At 55.3% G+C, this 12,503-nt stretch carries 9 protein-coding genes and 1 pseudogene; 5 read left to right on the forward strand and 5 right to left on the reverse strand.

All coding sequences use genetic code 11. The features are described from left to right. Positions 1-498 precede the first annotated feature (498 nt). Positions 499-1,662 (reverse strand): DUF1559 domain-containing protein, encoded by a 1,164-nt coding sequence (locus RB_RS16565; RefSeq protein ID WP_011121715.1) that lies wholly within the window; start codon positions 1,660-1,662, stop codon positions 499-501. Positions 1,663-1,942: 280 nt separating this feature from the next. Here RB_RS16565 and RB_RS16575 point away from each other — a divergent pair, with 280 nt between their 5' ends. Further along, positions 1,943-2,890: a DUF6263 family protein gene (locus RB_RS16575; protein ID WP_011121717.1), complete on the forward strand. Its 948-nt coding sequence runs from the start codon at positions 1,943-1,945 to the stop codon at positions 2,888-2,890. 24 nt (positions 2,891-2,914) lie between these two features. On the opposite strand, the pseudogene RB_RS28605 reads toward RB_RS16575, so the two are convergent. The 3 genes and pseudogenes from RB_RS28605 to RB_RS16595 all read right to left on the reverse strand — a co-directional run. Then, positions 2,915-2,998 (reverse strand): annotated as a pseudogene (locus RB_RS28605) (hypothetical protein); the annotation flags it as partial. A gap of 2,742 nt (positions 2,999-5,740) precedes the next feature. Then, positions 5,741-6,658, reverse strand: a complete 918-nt coding sequence (locus RB_RS16590; protein WP_011121719.1) for an ABC transporter ATP-binding protein — start codon at positions 6,656-6,658, stop codon at positions 5,741-5,743. A 127-nt stretch (positions 6,659-6,785) separates the two neighbouring features. Further along, positions 6,786-7,241 carry a GntR family transcriptional regulator gene (locus RB_RS16595; RefSeq protein ID WP_007331692.1) on the reverse strand — a complete coding sequence of 152 codons (456 nt, stop codon included), beginning with the start codon at positions 7,239-7,241 and terminating at the stop codon, positions 6,786-6,788. Between the two features lie 298 nt (positions 7,242-7,539). Between RB_RS16595 and RB_RS16600 the strand changes: the two genes are divergently transcribed. From RB_RS16600 to ilvE, 4 genes are all read left to right on the forward strand, one after another. Further along, positions 7,540-9,117, forward strand: a complete 1,578-nt coding sequence (locus tag RB_RS16600; RefSeq protein WP_193427784.1) for a lipopolysaccharide biosynthesis protein — start codon at positions 7,540-7,542, stop codon at positions 9,115-9,117. Between the two features lie 341 nt (positions 9,118-9,458). Continuing rightward, the gene (locus tag RB_RS16605; RefSeq protein ID WP_164922123.1) at positions 9,459-9,974 is read left to right on the forward strand and encodes a 3-hydroxyacyl-ACP dehydratase FabZ family protein; all 516 of its coding nucleotides are present in this window, start codon (positions 9,459-9,461) and stop codon (positions 9,972-9,974) included. Continuing rightward, complete coding sequence (locus tag RB_RS16610) at positions 9,971-10,804, forward strand: enoyl-ACP reductase (RefSeq protein ID WP_011121724.1); 834 nt, start codon at positions 9,971-9,973, stop codon at positions 10,802-10,804. The genes RB_RS16605 and RB_RS16610 overlap by 4 nt, the downstream gene beginning before the upstream one ends. A 78-nt stretch (positions 10,805-10,882) precedes the next feature. Further along, positions 10,883-11,740, forward strand: a complete 858-nt coding sequence (gene ilvE, locus RB_RS16615) for a branched-chain-amino-acid transaminase (RefSeq protein WP_007336792.1) — start codon at positions 10,883-10,885, stop codon at positions 11,738-11,740. Positions 11,741-11,817: 77 nt separating this feature from the next. Here ilvE and RB_RS16620 read toward each other — a convergent pair whose 3' ends face one another. Further along, a complete protein-coding gene (locus tag RB_RS16620) occupies positions 11,818-12,411 on the reverse strand; it encodes a hypothetical protein (RefSeq protein ID WP_164922124.1) in 594 nt (197 codons plus the stop codon). Positions 12,412-12,503: the final 92 nt, after the last annotated feature.

A 12,503-nucleotide genomic window follows, 5' to 3' on the forward strand; every position in this document is an offset into this window, starting at 1 on the left:
AAACCTCCTTTCGGTAGAGAAGCTTCTGGTTGCTGTCAGCCTCCTTGAACAGATTCGGTGGCTGACAAGACATTCATTTGGGTGGTGTTTTACAAGAAGCCGATAGCACCAACAGGCTTCACAACTTGCATTCACAAACCTTTCACAATCCCTACTCATTCGCTTCGCATTCACACAGTTGCGAAGGCAGCTTTCTTGATGAATTCTCCCGCGATAAGACTCACAAAACTCATCGAATCAAAACCGAGGGCCCGCGAGTCTTCACCAAGACTTCACACACATTTCTGAGACTGATTCATGCAAAACTGCTCTGTCGATTCAGTCGATAGCAAGATTGCAAAGCGGGCATTTCGCTGGTCATCGCCCGAACGTGCCAGTGCGTTAGTGATAGAGACCAAGCAATTGCCGGACGCATGGCAAAGGAGACTGCCGAGCCAGCAAAAAGCGGACTGTCGGGCGCAACATTCGATCTATTTCGCGGATCGATAGCGTCCGACTTTAGAGTTCTTCACCCTTGCTATTGAGCGAGTAGTAGCTCGCTAGTTCCAAGTCGCCGGCTTCGACTTCGGCATCGGTCCAGAAGTTGGCGTCCATTGGGAATCCATTGTTAATAAAACCGTCACCATTGGCGTCATACAGTCCCCGAACACTTCCGTCTGCCATCAGGACGTGACAAACACCACCATGGTGACTCGACATCCCGCGGTAATCTTGTCGCGTGTCGTAATTCCAAATTCGCAGCCATCCTGAGACGCCTTCGCGTGGCGTGCTGGCGGCAATCACCGGTTCCTTCAGATAATTTGGATCGGTTTCTTTGTACAGAATTGGCTCTCCGATGATGGGAGTCACATACGGCGTTCCAGATGTCAATTCACCGACGTTGCCGGAAAGCTGGCCAATCGGCGACGCATCACACAAAAGCGGAACTGTGCTGCTGGGTGCTTTGGCGGTGTCCAAAAGACGCGTCGTCAATGGACCACGGGTCACGTTGAGCGACTTCAGATCATTTGTGCAGGCAGAATCTTTGGGCTGGGGCTGACCGCTTTCGTCCAAAATCACTTCACTACGGACCAGGAACCACGACGCGGCGTAGTTCGTGTTGTAACCGTCTTCCAGCATTTTGCGTTCGATATATTCGACTCGATCCGCGGGACTCGCCTCGATCAACCGAGCCACATTCTTGATAACGGTGCCCATTTCGTTCGTGTATTCCTCGGCGCCCAACTGATCGACGCAGTCGTTGGTCGCCCAGTCGGCCTCGTTGTCACTGAGCAGGTGTTCGATGGCGCTACTCGCCTGAGCCGATGTGCTGGTGCACCGCATTTCGCTGACCAACACGCCGCGTCGTACCAGATCCGCCACCCATCCCACTTCAGTGGGCACACCATCACGACGAAAGTCGAATGCACCTGAACAAAACTCACCATTGGGCGCGTTCACTGTCCGTCCAGTCAGGCCGACACCAAATTGCTTGAGGTTGTTCTGACACTGAGCGGCTCGAGCTGCTTCACGTGCTTTCGAAACGGCCGGGAGTAACAACGCTGCCAACACACCGATGATCGAAATCACCACCAACATCTCAATCAACGTGAATGCGGCGTTGTTTCGCGGATCCAATGGGTGCTTGAGAGATGATTCGAAATGGCGGCGGTTGATGGACATCACAATGAAGACCGTGGAGGAGGATGAGACGAGAGCCCAAAGAGGGATTCTCGTGCAGCTCCACTTTTCGCATGGACTGGCGAGGCATCAACGTCAAAAAGGAACCCACGCGAGAACCTTCACGAAAAGAGCCGGCTCGTCTTCATCGCAAATTCACCGACACCAAAACACAACACCATCGTCTGCGAAGTATTCCACTGGCAGCGAACCTCAGCATTTGGTATCGGCGAACACAGTTGGTCCCTTCCCACCGATAAAACTTTGACTGGAGCCCACCACGATGTTGCTGCGAATCCCTCCCACGTCCCGTCGCCTCGCTTTGATCGGACTGGCCTGCCTGGGAACACAGAGCGTTCTGGTACCTCAATCGATCGGAAACGCCAAAGAACAGTCGGTTTTAGAACAAGCAGACGACGCATCCGGTGAAACCTACTCGCTGAAACACTCGCTTCAGCCTGGTCAAACACTTCGCTATGAAGTCACCCACGTTGCCAAAACCAAGACTCGCATCAATGGGTCCGAAGAAATTGCGAATGTTCACACCAAGAGCAATCGAGCCTGGACCGTTGCGGAAGCCGACAATTCCGAAATGACGTTCGATCACTCGATCGAATCCGTCGCCATGACGCAGCAAAGCGGCGACGCGGATGAAGTTCAGTGGGATAGCACCACGGGCGAAGAACCGCCAAAAATCTTCAGCGTTGTCGCTTCGCAGATCGGAACTCCGTTGGCAACGGTGACGATCAACAAGCAGGGCCAAGAAGTCCGCCGGGAAGACCATGCGGGTTCCAAGTCCTCACTGGGAATGGGGACACTTGCGTTGGCACTGCCTGACAAACCCGTCAAGATTGGCGAATCATGGGCCGTTCCTTCCGAAATCCAAGCCCGAACCGAAGACGGCTTCGTCAAGCAAATCAAAATTCGTCAGCTTTACACGCTCAAGAAGGTCAAAGCCGGTGTAGCAACGCTGAGCGTGAAGAGTGAAACGCTGACTCCGATCGAAGAAGAATCTTTGCGGGCACAAGTCATTCAGCAACTCAGCAACGGAACGCTGCGTTTCGATGTCGACAACGGCTATTTGCTCAGCAAAGAACTGATCTGGGACGAGTCCGTCGTTGGCTTCCAGGGGCCTGGCAGCATGATGGAATACCGGGCCAAGATGACAGAGGAACTACTACCCGAAGACAGCTCCACAACGGTCGCGTCGAAGAAGAAAAGTCAACGCTGATTGTCGCTGCCATTCTCGGCAGACTCATCTTCCCCGTAGGCCAGGTCCTACCTGGCGGGGTGATTGGACGGTACTCGTTCGAACTCGAGAATCAAATTGTGACTCACCTCGCTTTGTGACAAAGCATCGGCTCGAGTGCCAGGTGAAACCTGGCCTACGTTGCTCTGCTGCGTTTCACGCAAGCGGTCTGCCATCTGACGAAGCTCATCGATTAGCAAATCTTGCTCGCGATAGAAGACGGGAGCTCGAGGTGGTGATGCGACTTCCTGGTGACCGACACCGGAACGACGGTCCTTCAGCAGTTTGGTCCATAGCAGCCTTTGCTTAGTCAGCTCGGGATCATCCCACTCGGGCAAGCCATCTTCCAGCTGATCCAAAGTGTTGCGAACCGCGACATCGAGTATCCGTTCAAACCTCGTTTGCTCGAATTCCAACCGGTAGAACGGTTCCGACAACGGAGCGTCTAAGAACGACTTCTCGTTTCCCAGCTCATCATCGAACCAGCCGCTCCACTCTCCCGTCTGAAAACGTTGCCATTCGGCGATCAGGGATCGCTGGCGACTCTCTCGCCGAAGATCTTTGTTGACCAATTGATCGACAACACGAATGAATGCTTCGCGATCCAATTGATCCTCTTCGGACTGCGGAAGAGCTTCGTCGCTGAACAGGTTTTGCTCGTAAGCAATCTGTCTCAAACCATTGATCACGATCCATTCGTTGGACTCGGCATTGTTGAGCAATTCGCCCAACGCACCGAACACAAACGACTGCTCGCGAGAGAGCTTTGACCATTTTGCCGCAACCTCCAGAGCTTTGCGGCGAAAGGGATGCCACTGAAAATGTTGATACGGACTCACGCCGTAAGGCAGCCCATTCCAATTCGGAACACTGGCATATCCCTTAGCAGCGATCGGCGTGTCGACGCACAAGCCATACAACTCCGATTGCGAAACGTGTTCCCCCATCACTTCGCTGGACTTCAGTTCTGCATCCAATCGCAGCTCCACATCACGATATCTTGCTGCTTCATTCTCGAAGGCATAGTTCATTCGCTGACCAGCCCAAGATCGACTCGGATGTAAACGGACAGTGTATTGAAAAGCTGAAGCTTCCACCAAATTGACCGTTGGAAATTCAGACAACAGCAAGCTTTTCCGGGCATCCATTTCATAATCTTCCAGGGAATACACATCCGCATTCAGATGGATATTCCGAGTTCCTGGTAACACCCCAACGGTTGACTCCAAAGTCTCAGGCGTGATGGGCTCCTGAACGATCGCCAACATCTGCTTTCGCCACTGCGGCATTTCCGACGGCGTCGTCCACCAACGATGAATGAAGAGACATAGGCACATCACCCCCAAAGCCAGCAGGCAATACGCCAGCCCTCGTCCCCACACAGCAGCCGAAGAAACACCTTCCATCACAAAAGGCGTCAAACGCCGACTTGCGAACAGCAACACCCCGGCCGCCAGCCACAGCAACCCGGTGTAGCCTCCGTAGAACGCGAGCAGGCCAAACGCGGGTAGCATCCAGAGCAGAGCCACCACAGGTGCGCCAAAGAACGCCAGCGATGGCCGGCGGCCCCACTGCCCGGTTAGAACGCCGATCAAGAACAAGAGGGTCTGGACGACCACGCTGAACCCGAAAGCCTGCCACAAGGTTCCAGTTCCGTAATGCATCCCAAGATACAAATCGAGGCCAGAAACAAACGGAAACACCAGTATCAGAAACAATGATGCCGAGGCGGTTGGGATCAGTCGCGTCACCCATATCAGGTTGGGTGGCCATCCACGGTCGGCGAAGAACCCTTGCCGCATCCCCCGACGATCGCCGTGAAAAGCCGCGACTCCTAGCATCAGATGAGCGGCCGGCCATCCGAGGACAAGCAACAGATCATGAAAACCATGATTTCCATCCGTCCAAATCGATAATAGCGCGAACAGGGCAAACGAGAACGCGGCACCAATGACCAGACGAGTCTGCCGAACCTGTTGCCAAAGCAATGCACGAAACGGACGCGGTTTGGCATGCCAAGCCACTTGCACCACGCTTGGTTGCCAAGCCGAAGTCGAGGCCACCGCTGGAGCCTGCCAACGGTGGTCACTCGCGCCAGCTAAACGATGCCGAGCCAATCCGGCCACCACGCCCCCCAGTGCAGCGAGGTAAACAGTTGCCAAACAAAGCATCGAAACTCGCTGAGCAGCGGTCGCCTCCAAGAACGTGACGCCATAGTGGAAATGCGTGCTGACCAACCCAGCGACCGAGTAATTCCACAACAAGGTCAGGCCCACGATCAACGGGATCACCAACATCACCGAACCGACCGGATTGCGAACGATCAACGCCGCGATCCAGCCACAGATCAGCAAGCCCACTCCGTAAACCATCAGCTCGAAGATCGATTCCGAACCGGAGATCCGTCCGATCGCAGACCAATCCCAGCCTCCCCGCAACACCAACCACGACAGCGCAAAACAAACCGACGCAACCAAGACCGCCAGCACCCAGGCAGCGAACCCGATCAACAGCTTGGACAACAACACTTGCCACCAAGTCACCGGCAACGTCCGCAACCAATCCAGGGTTCGCTCTTCGTTCTCCGTGCCCAGCGAGATCGGTGGAATTCCGAGTGCCACCAAGTTGGGTAGCAGCACCCACAACACGGAAAGTGTCGTCAGGCTCGGATCCGAGGCCGGATCGATCGCGGCACGAAGGACCGCCAGCAAGAACAACGCCGCCGTGCCGATGACACCCGCCAACAATAGCGGTTGCAGCATCCGAAAGTCTTTCCAAACCAAATGCTGAAATGCTGATCGTGGACGCGAAACGGCCGGGTAAGCAAAAGCATCAAGCGAAGTGGCCATCGTTCACCTCCTGACGACGATCGAATGACGATGGCTCATCCCGAATGGGTTGACCACAAACCGCAATGAAGACTTCTTCGAGCGTCGGCACGCTGACATGGAATTGGCGCACACCATCATTAGGTCCCCAGTGCAGATCCCCGGCGTCGTTCCAATCCGTGATCACCCAACGTCTTTGACGACCGTTGCTCGTTTCGCTCAACACCCGCCCAGGCAAATCGGGTGATTCGACATGAGCGTCATCCATCGTCGCTGTCACGATTCGAGTGTGCTGCTTCAAGTCGTTCATCGACTGAACCAATTTGACTTGGCCGCCATGAATCATCGCCACCATGTCCGCGACTCGTTCGACTTCATTGATGTGGTGGCTCGATAGCAACACCGTTCGCCCCGCAGCGGCACGGTCGACCATCGATTCCAAGAACTGACGGCGGACCATCGGATCCAACCCACTGGTCGGTTCATCCAAGATCAACAGTTCAGGGTCGTGAGCCGTCGCGAGCGCCAAAGCCACTTTGGCTCGTTGGCCTTTGCTCATCGATTTGATCTTCGTCGCCGGCGGAACCTGAAACTCTTCGATCAAATCACGATAGCGTGCGATGAAGCCATCGTCGTAGAACGCACTAACGAACCATCCGATTTCAGGTGGAGTCATCCACTCATACAGGGCCGGCGAGTCAGACACATAGCCGATCTTTCGCCTGATCTCCTCGGAGTTCTGACCACAGTCATGTCCCAAGATCGATGCCATTCCCGCGTCTGGCTTTTGAAAGCCGGTCAAGATCCGAATCAACGTTGTCTTGCCCGCACCGTTCTCACCGAGCAACGCGAATACAGTCCCCGCCGGAACATGCAAACTGACGTTGTCCAAAGCGACCGTGTTTCGAAACCGCTTGCTCACTCGATCGACTTGAATGATGCCTCCAGGTTCAACATTCGGCCGAGCTTGGTGCGAATCATACGCAGGTCGATTCGAGGCAATGTCAGAAGCTTCCCGTGTCGTTGGCTCACGCCCGATGGAATCCAATTCATTCATGGCTCGGCTCGTTGTTGGAGGAAGAAGCAGATTCAAGGTTTGATTCGTCTGAGTTGGACTTCGTGGCGGCTGCACTCAATCGCGCCAGCTCCGACTCAAAAAGTGACCGCAACTGATCCGGCGACATGCCACCGGCAATCGCATCGGCCAGAGCGCGGCGAACCCCGTCCCCGACCAAGTCATCACGGGCGGATGTGCAGGCTTCGATCGCATCGCGGCGGACCACCATCCCGCGACCACGCAGTGGCTTGAGAATTTCTTGGGCCTGTAGCTCGCGATAGGCCCGCGCGATCGTGTTGGGATTCAGCGCGATGTCGCGAGAAAGCTGACGCACGCTGGGGAGCATTTGGCCTCCCACCAGCGTGCCATCGGCAACGGCGAGCTTGACCTGACGAACGATCTGCTCGTAGATCGGCACGTCGCTGGCCGCGTCAATGGAAAAGAACATGGGCGTCTCCTGGGAAGGAGTTCGAGACACCAGACGATGCACCGAACCTGTGTGCTATCACGATAGCACACCTCAGTGCCCTGTCAACGTTTTGCAGCGAAAAATCCGCACGACCGTTCCGAACGGACCTTCGTCCCACATGATTTCTCGATCTTTTCCTGCGAACGACAAAGTGAACAAGGTGACACCGATCAGCGAGCCAACCTTTGCAAACGCCGCCACTCAACACGTGGCATCCCGACGCGAATTCGTCCGCGTCGCCCGCAATGATCCAACCGATTCTCGAAGCCAATTGCCGATGTCGACCGCCGACTCAGCCACCCAATCGACCACACCCCGTTCAGCCTTTCGCGTCGATTCGCTCGCGATCGGCATGATCGTGATGTTGGCAATGACGGTGCTCGGGCGTGGCATCGGATTCATTCGCGGCATGGCGTTTTGTCGCTTGATGGACGATACCGATGTCGGGCGCTGGTCGATGGCGTTTGGATTCATCACGTTGATCACTCCGGTGATGCTGCTGGGGATCCCCGGGGTGCTGCCTCGATTCACGGAACACTTTCGCCTCAAACGTTCACTCACACCATTCGTACGCCGGATCGCGATCGGGACACTGTCCTGCACAGTGATCTTCGTCACAACCATGTTGTGGCTTCCCGATTGGTTTGGATGGATCGTTTTCCTGCAACCGCAAGACAACCGACTGATCTATGGCGTCGCGGGCGCAGTCGTCGGGATGATTGTTTACAACTTCATCAGTGACCTGAACGGTTCACTTCGGCAAGTCCGAATGGTCTCATGCATGCAATTCATGCAGGGCGTTGGATTCACGCTGCTCAGTGTTGCATGGTTGCTGACTGGTGGAACATTCACCGGCGTTGTCTGGATGTTTGCCGCATCATGCTTGGTCGCATCGCTACCAGGGCTGTGGTCACTCGTTCGCTCTTGGGATTCAGCGCAGATTCTTCAAGACTCGGAAGAAGAATCCAACTCACCCACTGCAGACAAAACACTGCCGTCCGATGACGTCCCATTTGGCCTGTGGAACATGATTCGCCGACTGGCACCCTACGCGACCGCTCTTTGGCTGATGAATTTGATTGGGAACCTTTTTGAGCTTTCCGATCGATACATGATTTTGCATTTCATTCCCGCCACCGAAACACTCTCCGCTGAAATCGCTGGGCAAGCCGCGGTTGGCCAATATCATTCCGGCCGCATCATTCCCATGCTGTTGCTGAGCCTGGGGACAATGATCGGTGGGGTGATGCTGCCCTATTTGTCTGCGGACTGGGAAGCGAAACGTTTCGCCGCGGTGCAAACTCGATTGCGTGATGCGTTGCTGGCGGTGTCGATCGTCTTCACATGCGGAAGCGCGATGGCGATTCTGCTTGGACCTTGGATCTTCAATGTGCTATTGCAAGGCCGCTACACCGACGGGATGACATTGATGCCGATGGCTCTTTGCTTTTGTACTTGGGCAGCTCTCGTGACCGTCGGTCAGAACTATCTGTGGACGGTTGAAAAAGGAAAATGGGTTCCAGTCGCGATGGCAGCCGGATTGCTCAGCAACCTTGCACTGAACGCTTGGCTGCTACCGATGTATGGCTTGCAAGGTGCCGTGATCGCGACGCTTTGCTCTCACGGCGTTGTGATGAGCGGAGTTTGGTTGGCGATGATCGGCTGTGGATACAAAGTCGACATGACGCTGGTCGTGCTCTCACTGTTACCGGTCAGCCTGTTGGTCTCCCCGTATGTCGCGTTGCTGCTCGCGATCGCAATTGGCCTGATGGTTTGGAATGATGATGCGACTCGTCAACGATGGTTGGAAAGCCTGCCAGAAAACGTCCGAGCGAAGCTGCCCCTGTTGGGCTGACGCTCAAGTTCCGTACGATGGGATTCCAATCCCGTCGAAATGGAAACCCAAAGCGTCAGCGAGGCTCTCCAACGTTCACGACGGCCCCATCCGGGGCGACCTCCTGTTCTTCGCCAAGGACTCGGGGCTTCCACCCCGAGCTATGGAAGACGGCCCCATCCGGGGCGACGCAGACGAATCACGGCATTCCACGCGAACCTTTTGCGTCACTATTCGCACTTGTATCCCGATCAGCACAATTCACAATTGGCTCGGTATTGCCGATCATCGCACACGAGGCGGGCGTTCCTCCGCGAACGTGAACAAACCCTCTTTCGCCGGCCTTGACGATCGCCCCAAAAATGGCGTTTGATACGGGGATGAACACACCCAACGACTCCACCGAAACTCGGCAACTTGGCCCAAAAGACATTGAGGCCAAAATTCCCCACCGCGCTCCCATGCTGTTGCTGGATGAAGTGGTGGAGATCACCGAGAACACGCTGCACGCCCGCAAAACGTTCTCCGCAGACGAGTTCTTTGTGCAGGGGCACTTTCCCGATTACCCATTGGTTCCCGGCGTGATTCAGTGCGAATGCTGCCTGCAAGCCGGAGCGATCCTGCTGTCCGAACACACGCCCGCTGTGGGTGAGTTTGTGCCCGTGGCAACTCGAATGGACAGCGTGAAGTTCAAAAACATGGTGCGGCCGGGCGACACAGTCGACATTCATGTGACGCTCAAAGAACAACTTTCCAACGCTTTTTTCCTCTCCGGCAAAATGCTGCTCAACGGGAAGGTCACCACTCGGCTCGAATTCGCATGCAGCATCACCCAGACTCAACCAACCGGTTCCTCTGACTCGGATGCAACATCGTGAGCACGGAACCAACTCCGGCGATGGATTTCTTAGGGATGTCTGGCAAGACATTCCTGGTCATGGGTGTCGCCAACAAGAAAAGCGTTGCCTTCGCCATCGCCAAGCAAATCGAGCAGGCCGGCGGAGAGGTCATCTATGCCGTTCGCAGTGAAGCTCGTCGAGATAGCTTGTCCAAATTGTTGGCCGACCGCCGGTTGATCGTTTGCGACGTTGAACAACAAGAGGACATCGAAGCGATGGCCGCTGAACTTCAACGAGACAACGTGACGCTCGCCGGTGTTGTCCACTCGATTGCCTTTGCGGATTACAGCGATGGCATCCGTCCGTTCCACGAAACCACCCGCCGTCAGTTCCTTCAAGCGATCGACATCTCGGCGTTCTCATTGGTCGCAGTTTGCAATGCCATCAAAGATCAGCTCGCCAACGATGCCAGCGTCGTCACGATTGGGATCAGCACCACGCGGATGGCCAGCGAAAGCTACGGCTTCATGGCGCCGATCAAAGCCGCCCTGGAATCGTCTTTGGCATTTCTCACCAAGTCGTTCAGCCGATTCAGCCAAGTGCGTTTCAACGCCGTCGCGGCTGGGCTGCTGAAAACGAGTGCTTCGGCGGGGATCCCTGGTTACGTCGATTCCTACCTGTACGCAGAAAAAGTCATCCCACGCGGGGAAGCAGTTTCCACGAACGAGGTCGCGTCAACGGCAGCCTTTTTACTGTCGTCACGCAGCAGTGGAATCACAGCCCAATCGATCGTGGTCGATGCCGGCATGTCCATCAACTATTTTGATGCCGACGTAGTCGGAGCGGTCACCAACGCATCGGTCGACTGAAACCGGGTTCCCAAGCTGAGTTCGCCCACTCACCGACAACACACATCCATCGCACCTTCAATCTCTGAGTTTCCGGGCATGACCCAAGCCATCTACATCAACGGTGAATACTTCTCACGCGAAGACGCCAAGATCAGTGTCTACGATCACGGACTGCTGTACGGCGACGGCGTGTTCGAAGGGATGCGGATCTACTCGGGCAAAGTGTTCGCACTCGAAGACCACATGACACGGCTCTACGAAAGCGCTCGTGCGATCATGCTGGACATTCCCATCGCAATCGATGCTTTGACGACTGCAGTGAACGAAACCGTTGCAAAAAATGGTTTGACAGAAGGCTACATTCGCTTGGTCGTCACCCGTGGTGGCAACCAATTGGGGCTCAACCCGTTCTCGTGTGAAGATCCCCAAGTGATCATCATCGCGGATACGATCTCGTTGTACCCTGAGAAGTTCTACACCGAAGGTTTGGAACTGATCACCGCGTCGACGATCCGCAACCATCCCGCCGCGCTCAGCCCCCGCGTGAAGTCGTTGAACTACCTCAACAACATCATGGCGAAGATCGAAGCCATTCGCGCCGGGTGCATTGAAGCGGTGATGCTGAACACCAAAGGCGAAGTTGCCGAGTGCACCGGCGACAACATTTTCATCGTCCGTGGCGGCCGGTTGATCACCCCACCAATCGATGCAGGAATCCTTGAAGGGATCACGCGTAACACCGTGATTGATCTCGCTCGCGAAAATGGGATCGAAGTGGCCGAGGAAGCCATGACCCGTCACGACATCTTTGTCGCCGATGAATGCTTCCTAACCGGCAGTGCCGCCGAAGTCATCCCCGCGGTCAAACTCGATGGGCGAGTCATTGGCGATGGCAAACCCGGCCCAATGACTCAAAAGCTCAACGCGGCCTTCCGTGCATTTGTGGCTCGTTAGTAGTTCGCCAAGACCGTAGCGGAAGTCGCCAAGACTTTCGGCTGGAGCCCAATCGCCGAAACTCTTGGCGAGTTCCGCTACATTTTCTGTGCGTACTTTGGGTCATTGCGACGGAAACACTCGGTTCGTTTTAAGAACGAGAGAGTTCGCCAAAGAACCTCCCAACTATCTGGCTCAAACAATCGGAGGTTGGGATAACCAGGGATCAGGCATCCGGTATAGATATAACATGCAAATCCATCGACCGGCACAAGCCCTTTCCGTTCGGGGTTGCGAGCGATGTACTCCGCAACATCTTCGATTGCCGAACACTCGCATTCTGATTCGCGCAGCACATGATCGTAAGGCTGCCGCTGAAACTGGAAACCGATTCGCTTCAAGCAAGAGTTCCAATCCTTTCGAACCGCCTTCATCGCGAGACGTTGGTCAGTACTTTCACTTAATCCGCACCACAACAGATGGGCGTGGTCTGGCATCAAGCAGAAAATGGGGCACGCCAACTGGTAACGAAACATTGCATGGGCGAGGACTTCACGGAACTTGTACAAGAAACGCGGGTCCAACCAACCTGTTCGACGATCTTCAATCGCCATCGTCCAGTGGACCCAAGCAAGCCCGCGATAGGACTCCGGATCAAGCCGTTTCGATCGCTGTTTCTGTCTCGCGTCCATCCAAAAATCCTATCACCCCCAGCCGTAGGGAACGTCGTTCGCCCGCAGGAAAGGTAGCGGAAGTCGCCAAGACTTTCGGCCGGCCCCCAACG

The sequence above is a fragment of the Rhodopirellula baltica SH 1 genome (assembly GCF_000196115.1).
GTDB lineage: Bacteria > Planctomycetota > Planctomycetia > Pirellulales > Pirellulaceae > Rhodopirellula > Rhodopirellula baltica.

Bases quoted from the DNA above. Each gene is read 5' to 3' on its own strand.
- RB_RS16565 (WP_011121715.1), bottom strand. From the start codon at position 1,662: ATGTCCATCAACCGCCGCCATTTCGAATCATCTCTCAAGCACCCATTG.
- RB_RS16575 (WP_011121717.1), top strand. From the start codon at position 1,943: ATGTTGCTGCGAATCCCTCCCACGTCCCGTCGCCTCGCTTTGATCGGA.
- RB_RS16595 (WP_007331692.1), bottom strand. From the start codon at position 7,241: ATGTTCTTTTCCATTGACGCGGCCAGCGACGTGCCGATCTACGAGCAG.
- RB_RS16600 (WP_193427784.1), top strand. From the start codon at position 7,540: ATGTCGACCGCCGACTCAGCCACCCAATCGACCACACCCCGTTCAGCC.
- RB_RS16605 (WP_164922123.1), top strand. From the start codon at position 9,459: ATGGCGTTTGATACGGGGATGAACACACCCAACGACTCCACCGAAACT.
- ilvE (WP_007336792.1), top strand. From the start codon at position 10,883: ATGACCCAAGCCATCTACATCAACGGTGAATACTTCTCACGCGAAGAC.
- RB_RS16620 (WP_164922124.1), bottom strand. From the start codon at position 12,411: ATGGACGCGAGACAGAAACAGCGATCGAAACGGCTTGATCCGGAGTCC.